16 protein-coding genes are annotated in these 17,153 nt (G+C 55.9%); 8 read left to right on the plus strand and 8 right to left on the minus strand.

Translation table 11 applies throughout. The features are described 5' to 3' along the window. Window positions 1-40 precede the first annotated feature (40 nt). Window positions 41-952 (plus strand): LysR family transcriptional regulator, encoded by a 912-nt coding sequence (locus tag DXXMK7_RS04985; protein WP_038918119.1) that lies wholly within the window; start codon window positions 41-43, stop codon window positions 950-952. A 31-nt stretch (window positions 953-983) separates the two neighbouring features. On the opposite strand, the gene DXXMK7_RS04990 is transcribed toward DXXMK7_RS04985, so the two are convergent. Beyond that, the gene (locus DXXMK7_RS04990) at window positions 984-2,177 is read right to left on the minus strand and encodes an MFS transporter (RefSeq protein WP_038918120.1); all 1,194 of its coding nucleotides are present in this window, start codon (window positions 2,175-2,177) and stop codon (window positions 984-986) included. 918 nt (window positions 2,178-3,095) lie between these two features. Here DXXMK7_RS04990 and DXXMK7_RS04995 point away from each other — a divergent pair. The 3 genes from DXXMK7_RS04995 to DXXMK7_RS05005 all read left to right on the plus strand — a co-directional run bounded on the left by DXXMK7_RS04995 (window position 3,096) and on the right by DXXMK7_RS05005 (window position 6,919). Further along, window positions 3,096-4,127: an L-tyrosine/L-tryptophan isonitrile synthase family protein gene (locus DXXMK7_RS04995; RefSeq protein WP_193745940.1), complete on the plus strand. Its 1,032-nt coding sequence runs from the start codon at window positions 3,096-3,098 to the stop codon at window positions 4,125-4,127. Window positions 4,128-4,130: 3 nt separating this feature from the next. Then, the gene (locus DXXMK7_RS05000) at window positions 4,131-4,817 is read left to right on the plus strand and encodes an HAD family hydrolase (protein WP_038918121.1); all 687 of its coding nucleotides are present in this window, start codon (window positions 4,131-4,133) and stop codon (window positions 4,815-4,817) included. A gap of 338 nt (window positions 4,818-5,155) precedes the next feature. Continuing rightward, the gene (locus DXXMK7_RS05005) at window positions 5,156-6,919 is read left to right on the plus strand and encodes an L-tyrosine/L-tryptophan isonitrile synthase family protein (protein WP_038918122.1); all 1,764 of its coding nucleotides are present in this window, start codon (window positions 5,156-5,158) and stop codon (window positions 6,917-6,919) included. A gap of 64 nt (window positions 6,920-6,983) precedes the next feature. Here DXXMK7_RS05005 and DXXMK7_RS05010 read toward each other — a convergent pair whose 3' ends face one another. Continuing rightward, window positions 6,984-8,204, minus strand: a complete 1,221-nt coding sequence (locus tag DXXMK7_RS05010) for an MFS transporter (RefSeq protein ID WP_038918123.1) — start codon at window positions 8,202-8,204, stop codon at window positions 6,984-6,986. A 349-nt stretch (window positions 8,205-8,553) separates the two neighbouring features. Between DXXMK7_RS05010 and DXXMK7_RS05015 the strand changes: the two genes are divergently transcribed. Further along, the gene (locus DXXMK7_RS05015) at window positions 8,554-8,895 is read left to right on the plus strand and encodes a zinc ribbon domain-containing protein YjdM (protein ID WP_038918124.1); all 342 of its coding nucleotides are present in this window, start codon (window positions 8,554-8,556) and stop codon (window positions 8,893-8,895) included. A 78-nt stretch (window positions 8,896-8,973) separates the two neighbouring features. Here DXXMK7_RS05015 and DXXMK7_RS05020 read toward each other — a convergent pair whose 3' ends face one another. The 4 genes from DXXMK7_RS05020 to DXXMK7_RS05035 are packed head-to-tail and all read right to left on the minus strand — an operon-like array spanning window position 8,974 to window position 11,940. After that, window positions 8,974-9,699 (minus strand): GGDEF domain-containing protein, encoded by a 726-nt coding sequence (locus DXXMK7_RS05020; protein WP_038918125.1) that lies wholly within the window; start codon window positions 9,697-9,699, stop codon window positions 8,974-8,976. Between the two features lie 4 nt (window positions 9,700-9,703). Next, window positions 9,704-10,123, minus strand: a complete 420-nt coding sequence (locus DXXMK7_RS05025; protein WP_038918126.1) for a DUF1987 domain-containing protein — start codon at window positions 10,121-10,123, stop codon at window positions 9,704-9,706. 2 nt (window positions 10,124-10,125) lie between these two features. Then, entirely contained in the window at window positions 10,126-10,677 is a 552-nt protein-coding gene (locus DXXMK7_RS05030; protein WP_038918127.1) for a SiaB family protein kinase, read from the minus strand. A gap of 27 nt (window positions 10,678-10,704) precedes the next feature. After that, window positions 10,705-11,940, minus strand: coding sequence for a SpoIIE family protein phosphatase (locus tag DXXMK7_RS05035; protein WP_038918128.1), 1,236 nt, complete (start codon window positions 11,938-11,940; stop codon window positions 10,705-10,707). Window positions 11,941-12,396: 456 nt separating this feature from the next. On the opposite strand from DXXMK7_RS05035, the gene DXXMK7_RS05040 reads away from it, so the two are divergent. Beyond that, the gene (locus DXXMK7_RS05040) at window positions 12,397-12,990 is read left to right on the plus strand and encodes a hypothetical protein (protein WP_038918129.1); all 594 of its coding nucleotides are present in this window, start codon (window positions 12,397-12,399) and stop codon (window positions 12,988-12,990) included. A gap of 81 nt (window positions 12,991-13,071) precedes the next feature. Here the strand turns inward: DXXMK7_RS05040 and DXXMK7_RS05045 are convergent, their stop codons facing one another. Further along, a complete protein-coding gene (locus tag DXXMK7_RS05045) occupies window positions 13,072-13,953 on the minus strand; it encodes a LysR family transcriptional regulator (RefSeq protein WP_038918131.1) in 882 nt (293 codons plus the stop codon). A gap of 157 nt (window positions 13,954-14,110) precedes the next feature. On the opposite strand from DXXMK7_RS05045, the gene DXXMK7_RS05050 reads away from it, so the two are divergent. Together DXXMK7_RS05050 and DXXMK7_RS05055 are read left to right on the plus strand one after the other, a co-directional pair. Next, window positions 14,111-14,641, plus strand: coding sequence for a GNAT family N-acetyltransferase (locus DXXMK7_RS05050; protein ID WP_038918132.1), 531 nt, complete (start codon window positions 14,111-14,113; stop codon window positions 14,639-14,641). After that, on the plus strand, window positions 14,634-15,830 hold the full coding sequence (locus DXXMK7_RS05055) for an MFS transporter (RefSeq protein ID WP_038918134.1): 1,197 nt from the start codon (window positions 14,634-14,636) through the stop codon (window positions 15,828-15,830). The genes DXXMK7_RS05050 and DXXMK7_RS05055 overlap by 8 nt, the downstream gene beginning before the upstream one ends. Before the next feature lie 44 nt (window positions 15,831-15,874). On the opposite strand, the gene DXXMK7_RS05060 is transcribed toward DXXMK7_RS05055, so the two are convergent. Beyond that, window positions 15,875-17,146: an MFS transporter gene (locus DXXMK7_RS05060; RefSeq protein ID WP_038918135.1), complete on the minus strand. Its 1,272-nt coding sequence runs from the start codon at window positions 17,144-17,146 to the stop codon at window positions 15,875-15,877. Window positions 17,147-17,153: the final 7 nt, after the last annotated feature.

A 17,153-nucleotide genomic window follows, 5' to 3' on the forward strand; every position in this document is an offset into this window, starting at 1 on the left:
GAATTTACCAAAACTGCATCTGTTGTTAAGACTGACATTAATGATCACCTCCCGGGACCTGCATTTCTTTTCCGTTCTTGCCAGCGCCCCTTCGCTGGCTGCGGCGGCGCGAGCGCTTGATGTGACGGCGCCTGCCGTGACGCAACGCCTGCAGGCGCTCGAACAGCGTCTGGGGGTTCAGCTCGTCGATCGCTCCAGCCATCGCTACCACCTGACGGCGGAAGGCGCCTTGCTGGCGGAGAAGGGGGCCGATGTGTTGGATCAAATCGAGGGGATCGCGGCCTTGCTTGCCGAGCGGCGAAACGAGGTGATCGGCCCGTTGAGAGTACTGGCGCCGCTGGGGTTTGGGCGAGCCTATGTGGCGGAGGCGGTAACGCGCATGTGTCGGCAATTTCCGACCATCGAACCCTCGCTGATGCTGTCGGATGCGCCGATTGGGACGCTGGATATCGATGACTGGGATGTATTGATTCATGTCGGCCCGTTGACCGATTCCAGCCTGGCGCTGCGGCCGCTGGCGCCTAACCGCCGTATTCTGTGCGCCGCGCCTGACTATCTGGCGCAACACGGAATGCCCGAGCATCCGATGGATCTTCCCCGCCATGTATGCGGCGTGCTGCGGGAAGACCGGGCGGATGCGTCGCTGTGGGGATTCGCCCGCCGTAACGATGGCGAGACGAAGACCGTGCGTATCAGGCCCGTTTTCACCAGTAATGACGGCGAGGTGGTCAGGAATTGGGCCGTCGCCGGGCTTTGCCTGATTCAGCGCTCCGAGTGGGCGATCGCCGACGATCTGAAAGCCGGGCGCCTGGTCGAAGTGATGCCTGACTGGCGTCTGCCGAACGCGGATGTCGTCGCTCTGCTTGGGCCACGGGCCGGGCGCGCGGCCCGTATGGAACGGTTCGTTGAAATACTAAAAGCGTTATTGGTGCCGGTTCCCTGGCGCGTGTAGCGACGCGTGTGGGGGATTCGAACGCGTCACGCTATCTCGCGTTGCCCCTGCGTTTGCGACTCAGACAGAAATAGAGCACGAAGAACGCCATGATCGCCAGCGAGACGATATTCACCACGCGCCAGCCGCCTTCACCGCTCATGAACAGCCCGGCCCCCAACGCCGCCACCAGGTTGAAGGAATAGGTCGCCAGTGAGTTGATGCCCTGTAGTCTATGTTTGATCGCGTTCTCTTTTATGCTGTTAATCAGGAACGTGCCGCCGCTGAACATAAAAGACCAGCCGAGTCCCACCAGAATCAACGAGAGGACGTAGCCGGTCATGTCCGTATTGATTAACGCGGTGCCGGTGCCGGCGATGAAAAACAGGGCGCCGACAGCGATCGTCACCGGCGTGCTCAGGATATTCATCAACAACGGTAAGCACAGCGCCGGCGCGTACATGGCAAAGAAATGCCATTGCAGTACCGTTGCGCTCGCACGGATATCGAAATGGTGGTGAGACATCGCCAGCGGCGTCGAATTCATGATCAGGGTCATGATGGCGAATCCCACCGCGCAACTGACGGTGCCCGTCATGAAGGCCGGTGAGCGCAACGCCGCCGAATAATACGCGTTATCCGGCGCGTCGTTCCGCATGGCGGGCGAAGGGGCGGTATGCGGCAGATTGATAAAGTTTTGCGTCGCCAGCACCAGTAAAAAAATGACGGCGGCGATAAGAAAGGCGCCCAGGTACGGGTAGCGGTCAAACATCATGATGCCGTGTCCGGCGACGAATGGGCCTAAAAACCCGCCGATAACGCCGCTGCCAATCACCAGCGACGTCGCTTTTTTATTCCTGGCGTCATTGTCCGACACTTCGGCGGCGGCAAAACGATAGTACTGGTTGAATACCGTGGCGCCTCCCAAAATCAGCGTGGACACAGTAAATAAAGTAAAAGAGCGGTAATACAGCGCAATCGCGGCCAGTACGCTGCCGATAAGCCCAATAAGGCCGCCGATCAAAAATGCCGTTCTTCTGCCATAGCGGCTCATCAGCGAAGAGACGAAATAGACCATCAGCGTGGAACCGCATACGGTGGCGGTGACGGGTAAGGTGGCAAGATAAGGAACCGGAGACAGGCTTTGGCCCGCCAGCGTGGAGGTTAACGTCAATAGAGAGATGATGGAGCCGGTTAACCCTTGCCCGATGAACAGCAGAATAATATTGCGATACCCCTTTTTCATCCCACTCTTCCCTTCATCATCGATTCGCTAATTCTATCCTGACGCTTTCGCCTATGGCGAGCGGCTCGTTACCGCAAGTCCCTGAGTCATAGCTCGATGATGGTAAATAAATTGTTACAAATGTGTGGCGATAGAATATTAAATTCACTGGAAATGATTAGCATCAGATGAAATGAATAATTTTCACTGCGCGTGATATCCGAACAATGTTCTGTATACGGAAAAGGAAATCACACCCTATAAGCCTGATGATGAGTAGCCAGTCATCATCGGGTAATTAGCGGGAAATAAAGGCGACAATAAACGTGTTAAATATATCCATGCCGATGGTGTGATGAAAAACAGCCGTTTGTCTGGCGATCAATCATTAGCTATTTTCATGATGACAGGATTTGGGCGAATTTTCTCTTCGCTAATGAATCGATTTAGTCGCAGGATGAGTATGCGGATAGAGCGACGGGATGGAAATTGTTTTCTTATTATTTCCTTGTTAAAAATGCCGTTTGCGTGCGTCTTTTTTGGAAATAAATAGATATATTTAAATCATATTGATTATTTTATTATAAATTTCGCGTGTAAATGATTTGCAATAGAGAGGTCGCCATTATTCAAAAAAGATGAATTTCATATTCAATAAGTTCTATTGACGACCTAAAAATATCAACTTAAGCTCACTGCGAAATTTTCCGCAGATAAGCCGTTTTTCATGTCCTCATTTTTTGAAAAAACAACCGGGTTATTAATCAAATAACTTGATTAGTGATAGTGCTATACCCTAAATAATTCAGGTTGCAGGAAAATGAGAAGCAAGTGAAAGCCCATCCGCTCACGACAATCAGTGAATGGGGAACATAACGCCGCCGCGATACCCGTCATCGGATGTATGACGGGTATAAAGCATATATAAAGGTTATTCAGATGAACATTCAGAGAAAGGAAAGTCGGCTGAATGACGCCGATGATTTTCTGATGGAAACCAGCGCGAAAGAAATCGCGTTGGCGATTATAGAGAAGATATTCGCACGTCGCTGTCTGGCAGAGGAGGAGGGCGCCCGGGAAAATTGCCGCTATGAGGATGAAGTCGCACCTCATCTTGATACCGTCATGCAGGCGGTCAGCCATCAGCAACCGATAGTCATGATTCTGCCCGCCTTTCCGGGAAAGTCACCGAATCGCAAGAAAACCCTCAGCCATCTTCCTGATTATGCAGAGCTTTACGCACTGGATAATTTGCATGAATTATGTCAGGAAATTCGTCGCGTTTACCAGCCTGGCGCCGTTATCGGTATTTGTTCTGACGGCTATGTCTTTGCCGATGTGGTCAGAATCCCCGATCGCCAGGTGAAAGCTTATACGGATGTGATCAGCGACTATTGCACGAAAAAATATCCGGGCATGTTTTTTATGTATGACCTGATTGATACCTATCCGGGAATCAAGGATCTCGACTCCCTGCGGGAAGAATTGATGATTCAGTACGGTACGTCGTTATTGGCGCTGAAGAACAGGGTAAAAGAGGAGCCTGAAGCCGCCTCCATGTATAGAGGCGTGACGCGTTTTCTGTGCGAGGACTACGGCGGCATGGATGAATTTACCGGCGTCAGCAACGCGCAAATTCAGAAAGTGGCCCGCGTGGCGGCTTACCGCGTAATTCAGCGCAGCGAAGCCTGGAGCAAACATCTGGAAGAGAAATTCCCGCAGGCGGTGCGTCTGTCGATTCATCCGCAATTCCGCATTTCCAAAAAGATCGGCATCAGACTGGCTCCGGTAAAAGATCGCTGGCGGACGCCGTGGCATTCGGTGGCGGTAAAACGGGGCGCTGACATTTATCTGGAAAAACGCAGCAATGTGGACGAACGCCATTATCAGCTGATCTTTAAATCGGGCCGCCCGTTTCATTACGTCAGTACTCAAATAACTGACGTCAGCACTCAGATGAACGCGGAGTAACCTATGTCGGTAAATAAAGCTGCGATTTTCGATCTGGACGGTACGCTGGTCGATACCTTGCCCGGCATCGCATTTGCATTACGTCAGGCGCTGGGCGGATTAGGCGTAACGCCGGACCCGGCGTTCATTGTCAGGGCGCATATCGGCGGCGGGTCGGGAAACATGCTGGCTGCCGCCGCCAGGCATCATGGCATCAGCGATACGGCGGCGCTGTCGCAACGCTACCACGCGCTGTATCAGGCGCATTGTCTGCACGAGACCGTCTGCTATGCCGGCGTGAAAGAACTGGTTGCGGCGCTAAAAGCACAGGGCGTCCGGCTGGCGGTACTGACCAATAAGGATGACGCGTTGTCCCACCGAATAGTGCAGGCGCTATTTCCGCCAGATACATTTGCGCTGCTGTATGGCGCCCGGCCCGATCGGCCGCTCAAGCCGGATATTAGCGGCTTGCAACAGGTGATGGCCGCGCTGGGGACGACGAGCGAACAGTGTCTGTATGTGGGCGATACGTCGATTGACGTGCAAACGGCAAACCTTGCCGGCGTTGCCGTCGCTTACGTGACGTGGGGATATGGCGATGCCGATAACATGGCCGACTGGCAGCCGAACCATATTTGTCATGACGTGGCGGAATTGAATACCTGTCTGCGTCAGCATCTGGCGTGGCAGGAATCTGTTGTCTCGCGCTGAAAAAGCGTTAACGAGGTGAATGGCGTGAAATAAAGAGGATGCTGTCTCGCACAGCAGGAAATGCATTAATCATTAATACAGTTGTTTTCTGATTAATATTTATTTTAACCACCATCATGATGACGGCGGTGCCGGACATCATTAAGAGCCTATCTCAATAGGCTATAAGAATACGTTGGCTTTATATTTTATCTGGTCTTGTTATTTTTCTGGCGGCGCGATTTCAGTATGAAATGGCGAGCCCGTTTATTGGTTATGAGTGCAAGGAATATTCGACACATTGTTTTTTCCCGTGAGTGGAAACAATGGAAAATACCCAATATCAATGGAGTGGAATTATGCACGATAATTTGAGTGAAACGATCGGCAAGATAGCCGATATCGTAAAATCCTATCTGGTTCAGGCGCCGAATGATCGTTTTGAGCCGGAGGGGCGTGTATTGCTGGAAAAACAAATCAGCGCCTTCCTGCACGCTTTTGAACCCGTCAGGTTTGTCCTGCCCGGCTTCCCCTGCAAATCCCCTAATGTTGTCGACAAGTCGTTCGGCATTTTGCCGGATTATGGCGATGTGATTTCCATCAATCGTCTGGAGTCGCTGGCGAAAGCGATTCAGGCGTTATATGAACCCGGCTGTCAGGTGACCATTCTGAGCGATGGCACAACCTTTAATGATATTGTCGAGGTGCCGGATCACACCCGTAAAGAATATAACCATCAGTTACGAGCGCTGATTCAGTCGCCTTATATTGAATGGAAAGAACTCGGAGATTTCTTCCCGGAAACGCGCTCGGATGATGAAACGCGTAAAGCGTTGATCAAATCGGCCGGATTACCGTACAAGGGAATCGCTGACTTTATCAAACGCGTCGGGAATCATGATGAACTGGCGGCGACGCACGATAAAATCTGCAGTTATTTGTATAACGATGTGCGGCTGAACCGGCAGCCTCAGCAGTCTGACGAAGACTACCTGAGCAGCGTGGCGGAAAAAGCCTATCAGATGATGTACCGCGGTCAGGCCCTGAGTGCGCTGGTGGAACGGGCCTTTCCTGACGCGGTTCGTCTGTCGGTTCATCAGTATGACAACGACGGCCCGAAATTTACCTTCGGTTTTGCCGACGGCCTCTCCACCGTGCGTCAACCGTGGCACAGCGTGCCGGTTTTGTCGGCGTCGGGGAACGTTTCCCTGCTGGGACATGCCAGCGTTGATAAAAATCGCCACGTGCTGGTGACCTATCAGGGGCGCCCCTGGGTGTATGTGGAAAGTGAGGACGCCAGCGCCGGGAAATTCGATTACGAATTGCTCAAGCAACCGTTGTTCGGCCTGAAGATTGACGACCCGCAAGGGCTGGGGGTTGAGGCGCTGTCGCCGGCGTTTCTGGCTTTCCTGTCCGCTCAGTTCGGTTTCGTGTGCATCAAGGGCGTGCAGTTTGAGCGCAGCGAGCAACTGGAAACGTTTTGCCAGCCGTTCGGCGAGATTTTCCAGTGGCAGTTCGGTGCGGTGCATGTGGTGAAACCGGAGGAAAAACCGAGCGGATTCGTACATTCGCTGGAGAAAACGCCGATACACTGGGACCTGAGCATGATCCGGCTGGATCACGAACAGGTCGGCGGCAATCCCTGGTTTACCGCAGAGCGCTTCATGTTGTATTGCAAGACCCCGCCGAAGAAAGGCGAAGGTAGCACCACGGTGGTGGATGGCCGCATCGTGATGGAGATGGTCGGCCCGGACGTCGTGAAAAAATGGGAAGATGTTCACATCACCTATAACACCCCCATGACCTATTTCGGCGGCAAACCACGCACTTATCCGCTGGTGTATGCGCACCCGAAAACCGGCAAAAAGGCGTTTCGTTATCAGGAAGGCAGCGACTCCGAATTGCAGAAATTTACCGTCGAGGTGGAAGGCGTCTCCGGGCAGGAGAGCCGCGCCTTCATCGAGGAGCTTGACCGGCTGGTGTACGATGAGCGCTGCATGATTGCCCATGACTGGGATCAGGGCGACCTGCTGATCATCGATAACTGGCAGACGCTGCACGGCCGGCTACCGATGACCGAAGCATCGCGCAGTCGTGAGTTGTGGCGGGTGCAGGTATTTTAATCGTCACGGGACGATGAGCAGTAGAAACGGGGCGAATCCGCCCCGTTGTTCATATCGGCAGGTCCTACGTGTTTTCTCCCGCCTCCAGCGTCTGGCGCTGGGTCAGCGTCGGGAAATATTTCATCCACAACGCCACCACCAGCAGGGTGCCGACGCCGCCCAGTACGATGGCCGGCACGACCCCCAGCCAGGCGGCGGTCACGCCGGACTCGAATTCCCCCAGTTGGTTGGAGGTGCCGATGAAGATGGAGTTGGCGGCGCTGACCCGGCCGCGCATGTCATCCGGCGTTTCCAGTTGCACCAGCGTTGAGCGGATCACCACGCTGACCATGTCGGACGCGCCGAGAAACAGCAGCGCGAACAGCGACAGAAACAGATTGGTGGACAGGCCAAACGCGATGGTGGCCGCGCCGAACATCGCCACCGCCGAGAACATGATTTTACCGACGTTGCGGGTGAGCGGGCGCCGACTCAGGTAGACAGACATCAGTACCGCGCCGAGGGCGGGCGCACAGCGCAGCAGCCCCAGCCCCCACGGGCCGGTGTGCAGGATATCCTTGGCGACGATGGGCAGCAGCGCGGTGGCGCCGCCGAGCAGCACGGCGAACATATCCAGCGAAATGGACCCCAGAATCACCGGATTGCGGCGGATGAAGTTCATGCCGCCAAACAGGCTTTCCAGACTCACCGGCGTACGGGCCAGCGCCTTGTATTCATAGCGCAGGTTGAGCAGCACCAGAAACGAAATCAGAAAGCAGGCTACGCTGGCGGCGTAAAGGGTGGTGGCGCCGATCAGGTAAATCAGGCCGCCGAGCGCCGGGCCGGCGATAACCGTGGCTTCGCGGGCGGAGGCCATCAGCGCCACGGCGCGGGACAGCAGACCGGGCGCAATCAGGTTCGGCAGCAGCGCCTGCGTGGCGGGCATTTCAAATGCCCGCGTGGCGCCCAGCAGCGCGGAGCAGGCGTAAATCATGGTGGCGCTGATGGTATGGGTGACGTTGCCCAGTACCAGCACCAGTATGGTGGCGGCCATAAGCAGGCGGCAGCACAGGATAATCACGCGGCGGTTGTACTGATCCACCGCATGACCGGCAACCAGCGTCAACGCCAGCTGCGGCAGAAACTGGGCCAATCCGACCAGACCCAGATTCAGGGCGCTGTTGGTCAGGTCATACATCTGCCAGCCAATCCCGACCACCAGCATCTGAAATGCAAAGGAGGAGGCGATTTGTCCGATCCAGAAGCACAGAAAAGTGGGGTTTTTAAGTGGGGAAGCGGTTTCCACAGGTTGTTATCCACGACGGCAGTTGTAATGAAAAGTGTTCAGTGTACCCAAGTTATTGTTTTATTAAACTGAAGTTTTCTCCACAGATGTAAGCAAAATATAACCGATTGTGCGGGCTGGCGCGTATTGAAAAGCCAGGTTCCGATGTGACCGTTTAGCCTGCGCGGCGACGAAAAGAAAAGTGAATGAATTGAGTGGCTTTGATGGTAAAGGATGAGGAATATTGATTTGTCCGGCTCTTTTTGCTGTCGGCGTGCGGGAAAAGGCGATAAAATAATAAACACAGGATTTTTTATCTATTGATATATTTAAATTTTATTTAACTTATTTGGTTTTAACGAGGATTTGTATGCAACAGTTGCCCGCTTGCCCGAAATGTCAATCTGAATACACCTGGCAGGATGATGCCATGCTTAACTGCCCGGAATGCGGGCACGTGTGGTCGACGCAGGGCGACAGCGGCGCGCAGGAAGAAGGGCTGGTGGTGCGCGACGCCAACGGCAACCTGCTGGCGGACGGCGATACCGTTACCGTCGTCAAGGATCTGAAAGTCAAAGGCAGTTCGTCGACGCTGAAAATCGGCACCCGCGTGAAGGGGATTCGTCTGGTGGAAGGCGATCACAATATCGATTGCAAAATCGACGGTTTCGGCGCGATGAAGCTGAAATCTGAATTTGTGAAGAAAAGCTGATCTGAGAAACCGCGACTGAGAAACCGTGATTGATGAATGCCCCGCACTGCCCGGATTGCTCTGGGCAGCCCGGGTTGTTCAGCTGACAGCGTCGATCGGTCTATATTCCACCCGATTGCGGCCCTGATGCTTGGCCTGGTACAGCGCGGTGTCGGCGGCGCCGTACAACGTGTCGAATCCGGTGTGCGGCGGCGCCCAACTGACGCCGAAACTGGCGGTCACCTTTTGCTGAGGCAGCGCCTCCAGCGCGGCGTAATTCAAACTGGCGTGGATGTGCTCTGCGACATCTACCGCCGCCATCAGCGTATAGCCATCCAGCAGGATGGTGAACTCCTCGCCGCCGACGCGGCCAATGCTGCCTTTCCCCTGCAATACGTCGCGGATTCGGGCGATCAGCGAGCAGATCACCGCATCGCCGGTCGGATGGCCGTAAGCGTCGTTGACCTGCTTGAAATGGTCGATATCCAGCACAATCAGCGCCGCCTGATCCTGCTCCAGCGCATGGTCGACCAGATCGATGATCGCGCTGCGGTTGAAGACATCGGTCAGCGGGTCATGGGTGGCTTTGTATTCCAGCTCCACCGCCAACTGATGCAGTTGGGTATTGAGACGGGTCAGCTCCCGTTCCGCGCGGTCGCTGCGGGTAATCAGGCGGTGGGTTTCCCGCACCAGCCGTTGATAGTGTTCCGCCAGCATAATCAGGCTTTCCCGGTACACCTCCGCCGGCATATCGGCCTGCGCGGCGATGTTGCGGGCTGACAGCAGGATGTCATATTCGGGGGTGAACAGTTCATAGCTACTCATGCCGTTACTCCAGAATGTGAGGGTGGAATTCGAGCGCCGAAAAATCGATATGCAGTTCCTGCCCGAACTCCTCGGCGATGTCGTCTTCCTGGTCGTAATACCAGTGCAGCGCGATGGGAAGCTGCTGCTGCGCGGCCTGATCGAGAATATTGAACAGGCTGAACAGCATTTTGGTGCTGGAGCTGTTGAAGTAGGGCAGCGACACATGCACGTCAATACGGGTTGATTGCGCCGTCGCGCTGGCAAGACGAGTCTGCAGATAGCGCTGAAGGCGCTCAATCAGAGGGCCGTAAAATGCCGCCGCGTTTTCCGGGTAGGACTCCCCGGATAACGAAAGCTGGTGTGTGTCAAAGCGAAAATCCACGGTCGGCGTACTGGCTGTGCCGGCGATGTGGAGATTGTCCGTTGTTATTATGTCTGTCATGGTTAAATCACCGCCTTCAGATAAAACGTGGAGAGCCCGGTGGTGGCGTCGCTACGAAAGGTGAATTGCAGTGGCTCGCTGGCGTCGCGGGCCACGGTCAGCAGGCCGATATCCGCGCCTTTGCTGGAAGCCGGAATGTCTTCACGCAGCGAGGCCTTATAGGCAAGCCGGATTTCATCCAGCGTCATCGCGCACAGCGGCTCCAGCCGCTGGCGCAGCTTCTCCGCATCCGCCGGATACACCCGGTTGGCACTCAACAAAAAGTATTTTCCCGCCTCAAAGCCGATACACACCGAGCCGCGACGGATTTCATTTTCCTGTTCTTCCGAGGTGAGCGCCGAGGCGGAGTAATGGATGATGTTCTGCACCATTTCCACAAAGCTGGAAAACAGCTTGCGGCGCACGTTGGGCGGCACCCGGCTTTTTTCCAACTGCAGCCGCACCGTTTCCGCCAGCGAGCAGATGATGTTTTGTGAAAAGTACCCCACGTAGTACAGCGCGATATTTTGCTGCTGGGTGAGGTCAAAAAATTCAGCGTACTTCGTTTCGGACATGTTCCGGTTTTACCTGGTTGATAAAGTTCACGGGTGCCTGAAGCCCCAAAATGTAAGATCGTCCCGTCTTTCCTGAGCTCCCTGCCAGGTGTGATGGTGTTGTAATAGTTGGTTTGCCAGCGCGCTCATGGGTAATTCCATGACGCGTTGCAGCAGGTTTTGCAGCCGGCGTTTGCCGAATTTGATCTGCCGTTCGCCGCCAATCTGATCGAGCAGGCCATCGGTGGTGGCAAAGAACAGATCTTGCGGCGACAGCGGGCGCTGAAAGGCCGGCCAGCTGTAATCGTATGGCGTGTTGGTATAGCCCACGCCCATGCGGTCGCTGTCGAGCGTCAGCAGCTCGCCGCTTTGCGCTTCGATCAGAAACGCCGTCATACGGGCGCTGGCCCAGCTGAGAGTCTGTTCGGCGGTATTCACGTACACCACCAGCGCGTCGCAGCCGTCGTCGGAGGCCGTGGTTTGCCCCGGATAGCCGCTCTTTTGGCCCAGCGTGTCCTTGATATAGCGATTGATGCCGCCAAGCAGCAGCCCCGGTTGGTCCGGGCGGTGTTGCGTCAGCGCCTGTTCCAGCGCCGAGTTGAAAATCAGCGTCATGAAGGCGCCGGGCACGCCATGGCCGGTGCAGTCGGCGAGCACCGCCAGCCAGCCGTGGTCATAGCGCCTGAAGGCATAGCAGTCGCCCCCGACGCAGTCGCGCGGTTCCCAGACCAGACACCAGTCTTTCAGCGTGTCGGCCAGCGTCTGCCGGAACGGCGTGAGCATCGCCCCCTGAATCACGCTGGCATATTCTATACTTTGTACGATGTGCTGATGCTGGCGGACATGGGTGTCCGACACGATGCGGAACAGATCGATACCCAGGCCGATACCGAGGTAGCGGCCGTTTTCGGTAATAATAAAGCCGTCGGCCAGAAAGCGGTCGCCGCTGATTACCGCCTTGTCCGCCACGTCGCTCAGCGAGGCGGCGGCTTCGACGATCAGCGGGGTTTTATCCATGAAGGCGATACAGCTTTTTCGGTCATACAGTTCGCGGTAGTAAGGGCGGGCCATCTGCGACAGAAAGCTGTGGCGGTTGATCAGGCCGAACGGCCGTCCCTCTTCCACCACCGGCAGGCTCACCAGATCCTTGTGGCGGCTGAACAGGTGCAATACGGTGGCGTTGTCAGTGGTGGGAGATACATCCGGCGTGGTGATACACAAGTCGCGTGCACTTGGGAAGGAAACGAAGCGTAACCGATGTTCCTGTGGCGGTAAGGCACTCATTGTCTTGTCTTTCTGGGAAAATAAGCTGCCGTTAAGGTAACAGCGGCAGATGACGGAAACATGACAAGCCGCTGAAATGCTAAGGAACTGTCAGGTTTGTCTTTACACTCATGACTAAATATTGCTGAGGTGGTCGTTTCATGAGCGTTTTTATGCCTTTTTCGTATTAATAAAAAAATAAATTGGCCGATATATTTTAGAGGTGGGTCTGTCTTTTCTATTCCGCTAGTGTGATGCAAAAAATGCGGTGTGAAAAATGAGACTGCGCCGTGTGGTTCGTAAACCACTCTTCTATTTCCTGATAGCTTTGGGCGGCATAAATCTGTTGAGCCGTCCTGCTTGATACTCGCTTCGGCGGGTATGCTGCTTTTTTTCGGTGTGCAGGTGTTGGTGTGTCGTAATAAATCAGTGCCCTTAGAGGCATGCTATCGTTAAAAAATAAAAAGGAGTGACATCGTGTCCATATCAGGTATTCAGAGTCAAAACATTACATCTTCTTATACACAGCCGACTTATGTCGCCAATAGCAATTCTGGTCCTGGAGACAGCGCCAGCGTCGATGCTATTGGAACAAATAAATCTGGTTCCTTTAAAACCGGAAAAATGAATGATTCGCAAAATAATCAATTTGCGGATAACAATTCCGGCGATACCAGTGATGTGAGCGATCGTACTAAATCGCTGGATGAGCGACTGACTAAAGAAAAACTTCAGAAACAGCAGAGCGAACCTTCCGTTGAGCGCTCGCTGCGTATGACCGGTATCCCGCTTTATGGCGGCGTACTGGTTTCCGTGGTCAAATATCCGGATGGTCAAAGCGAAAGTTATAACGTATTTACCGGTAAACGTATTACGTCCCCTGAAGCGAATCTGATTGGTTCCCGTTCGCAAGTTGGTAATGCCGAGTTTGGTTATTATAGCCAGGGCTTATATAGCGGCATGTCGGCAGCTGAAGTTTACGAGAAAATACAGCAGATGATGGGCACGAAATCCGGCGATGTTTCCTGGACGCTGCCGGGTGGCGGAAGTGAATTGCCGCAACCAGGATGATAAGTAAAAATAATCGACGCTATTTTTGCTATTTCGAAAATATATCAATGGCCTGATAAATTATCAGGTAGTTAACTATTTTTATATATTTCCTTTTTTCAGCCTTTCCAGGACCAGGCGCAACGCCTTATTCAACGGTTTATCCTGCCGCATGACAATAGCCAGTGTTCGGTGCAGCACCGGACTCAGTGGCCGGATATGAAACGCCGACGACGGCGCGTCAGAACCCACCGACATTTTCGGCACGATGCTGCATCCCAGCCCGGCCAACACCATTTCTTTGATTGCTTCGATACTGCCCAGTTCCATCACCGGTTGCGGTTGTGTGCCTGCGTCGTTGAACCAGCGGTCGATCAACGTGCGGGTGCTGCTGCCGCGCTCGAATAGAATCAGCGGTCGGGAATGCAGAAATGCTGGCGAGATGCTTTCGGAGAAGGCGGGCTCGTTGCTGATGGCGACCAGTTCGTCTTCCATCACCGGCGTAACCGCTACGTTGGCGCTGGGGATAGGCAGCGTCACCAGCCCGGCATCGATGCGGTTGTCAATTACCGCCTGAATAATGTCGCGGGTGTTGCCGGTGCGCACGCCCACCGTCAGTCGGGGGTAGTCCTGTCGCAACTGACGCAGTAACGACGGCATCAGGTGAATGCAGGCGGTGGCTCCGGTGCCCAGAATCACATGTCCCATGACATCTTCGGTATATTCGGCGATGGCCTGACGGGTTTCACCCAACAGCCGGTGAATCTGTTCCGCTTTGATCAACAGCATATCGCCCGCCGGCGTTGGCCGCAGGTTTTTACCGCTGCGCTCGGCCAGCCGCACGCCAAAATAGTGCTCCAGTTGACGGAATTGCTGGCTGACCGCGGGTTGACTCAGATTGAGCCGGTTGGCCGCCGCGGAAAAGCTGCCTTCCCGTATCACCGTGGTAAAGGTTTCCAGCAGTTCCAGATTCAACCTGGCCATATCAAACTTTCCTTTATGACGGGCATAAGTGTTTGTGTCTGTTGCCTGTATCGGGCGTTGGTTAAGCTAGCTGAAGTCCCGCTTCCGCACACGTTGGTTGATGCGGCAAGGGGGCTAAGCCTAATCGCTAACTCGCTGTTCTGACAAGGATACACCAATGAGCGCCATTATAATTGAGGATGCCCGGGCGGAACATATCGCCGCCATCAGGGATATTTATGCTCAACATGTCCTGCATAGTATCGCCACCTTTGAAACCGAACCGCCCGATGAGGCGGAAATGCGCCAGCGCTGGCAGAAAATTCGTGATGCCGGGCTGCCCTGGCTGGTGGCGACGCAAAACCAGCAGGTGCTGGGATACTGTTATCTGGGGATGTACCGCACCCGCTTTGCCTACCGTTTCACGCTGGAAGATTCGATCTATCTGCACCCGGACCATCTGGGGAAAGGCGTCGGTAAGCGCTTGCTGTCCGCCGCGTTATCGCAGGCGGAGCAGCAGGGATACCGCCAGGTGATATCGGTGGTGGGCAACAGCGAAAATCAGGCCTCGCTGCAGTTGCATCTGTCGCTGGGCTTTGAGCGGATCGGGACGTTGCGTTCGGTAGGTATGAAGCATGGTCGCTGGGTGGATACCGTGTTGCTGCAACGCGCGTTGGGGGAGGGGGATGCCTCTTTGCCGCATGTCTGAGTCCGCCGGACGCCGCCGGGTCACCGTCTGCATCGGCATGACCCAACTGATTAACTGGGGAACGGCGTTCTACCTTCCCGGCGTGTTTTGCGCCGCCATCGCGGCGGATCGCGGCTGGAGCCCGACGCTGGCGTTTTCCGGCGCCACGCTGGCGCTGATGGTCATGGGGTGCCTGTCGCCTTACGCCGGTCGGTTGCTCGACCGGGCAGGCGGCCGGCGAGTCATGATGCTGGGCGGTGGCGGCAGCGCCGCCGGCTGTATGCTGATGGCCGCCAGCACCGGTATGACGGACTATTTTATGGCCTGGGTCATGCTGGGCGTCGGGATGCGGCTGTCGCTGTATGAAGCGGCCTTCGCCACGCTGGTCGCACTGTATGGCGGCGAGGCCCGGCGCGCTATTTCGCTGGTCACGTTGTTTGGCGGCATCTCATCGTCCCTGTTCTGGCCGTTGGGCATGGCGTTGCTGAACGGGCTGGGCTGGCGCTGGGGCGTGGCGATTTACGGCGTCATCGTGTTATCGGGTTTGCTGTGGCTGTGGGCGCTGCCGCAACCGGCGTCGCAGTTGGCGCACCGGACCGGGGAGCAGACTCAAACCTCACTGACCGCGGATGCGCGAACCCTGCTTCCCGCGGTGCTGTACGCGGTACTGATGGCATTGTTTAGCTTTCTGTCCGCCGGCATTTCCGCGCACCTGCTGGCAATACTGACTGGGTTTGGCGTATCGGCCTCGCTGGGCGCGTTGTGGGGCGTAGGCCAGGTGTGCGCCCGGGTGGGCGATGTGCTGATGGGCGGACGTCTTCCGGCGTTGAAGCTGAGTCTGTTTCTGGGGGCGGGGCTGCCGGTCTGTTTTCTGCTGGCGCTGCTGGGGGAACAGTCGCTGATAGCGGCGGTACTGTTTGTCGCCGGATACGGCGCGGCGAATGGACTCAGTACGCTGGTGAAGGCGGCATTGCCGCTGGAATTGTTTGGCCGGGCGGGGTACTCCTCCCGGATTGGGCTGTTGCTGACGCCGGGGTTCTTTTTTTCTGCCGCCGCGCCGTCGGTTTATGCGGCGCTCAGGGCCTCGATCGGCGATCGGGGCGTCCTGATGTTTTCTTTCGGCGTAGCCTGTCTGATCACCCTTACCGCAGTGCTGCTTTATCTGACGCGGCAGCGCGCTGCGCGCTCGGTTCTGCTATCCGATGAGTGATTCCGTCAGAGCGTAAGCGTGACGCCCTGACGGAGGTCGTGCGGTCAGCGCTGGCGCTGCTGCGCCTGCCACAGCGCCAGTACGCTCAACAGCGCGGTGATCATCAGGTAGTAACTCGGCGCCAGGCTGCTGCCGGTGGCGCTAATCAGCAAGGTACAGATGAACGGGGCGAAACCGCCGAACACCGTTACCGCCACGTTGTAGCTGATCGCCATGCCGCTGGCGCGGGTGGAGATCGGAAACAGGTCGGCCATCATCGACGGCACGGTGGAGAAATACACCGACTTCAACAACGCCATCCAGCCTACCACCACAATCAGCGACACGGCCGACAAGTGCTGGGTCATCAGCCAGAATGCCGGGTAGATGGTGACCGCCAACAGCAGCAGCGCCCCCCACATCAGCGGCAGCCGGCCGACTTTCTCCGCCCACAATCCAACCAGCGGTGTGACGACCGTCAGAATAATGCCGGCGATCAGCGTGGCGCTGAAGGCGGCGCCGGACGGCAGGTGCAGCGTCTTGGTGGCATAGGTGGGGACATAGTTCAGCATGTAGTTGATGGCGGTGGAAATCACCATCAGGCCGACCGCAATCAGAAACAGCGCTTTCTGCCGGGTAAACAGGATCTTGATCGGCGCATGGCTTTTCTCGGCCTGTTCGAAGCCTGCCGGTTCATGCACGTGGCGGCGGATATACAACCCTACCGGCCCTATCAGCAGACCGAAGGCAAACGGGATACGCCAGCCCCACTCCTGAATCTGGGCTTCGCTCAGCGATTGCGATAATCCAAGACCGAACGCCGAGGCCAGCAGGGTGCTGGCGCCCTGGGTGGCGAACTGCCAGCTGGCGATAAACGCGCGGCGTTCCGGGAAGTGCTCCACCAGAAACGCGGTGGAACTGCCGAACTCGCCGCCGGCGGAGAAGCCCTGAATCAGGCGCGCCAGCATGATCAGCACCGGCGCGGCCAGACCGATGCTGGCGTAGGTGGGCATAAAGGTAATCATTGCGCCGCCCAGCAGCATCAGGCTGATGGACAGCAGCAGCGATGCCTTGCGCCCGGCGCGGTCGGCGTAAGCGCCCAGCACGACCGCGCCCAGCGGCCGGATCAGGAAAGAGACGCCGAAGCTGCCGAAGGCCAGCAGCAGCGATACTGCCGGGTCCTGCGTGGGGAAGAACGCATGGGCGATGTAATTGGCGAAGAAGCCGTATACCGCGATGTCAAACCATTCCAGCGCGTTGCCGATGCAGGTGGCGAACAGCGTTTTGTACAGGCTGGGGCGCGCGGTGCTGTAGTGCGAAACGGATGCAGTCGTCATGATTCAC

The sequence above is a fragment of the Dickeya sp. MK7 genome (assembly GCF_000406305.1).
GTDB classification, from domain to species: Bacteria; Pseudomonadota; Gammaproteobacteria; order Enterobacterales; family Enterobacteriaceae; genus Dickeya; species Dickeya fangzhongdai.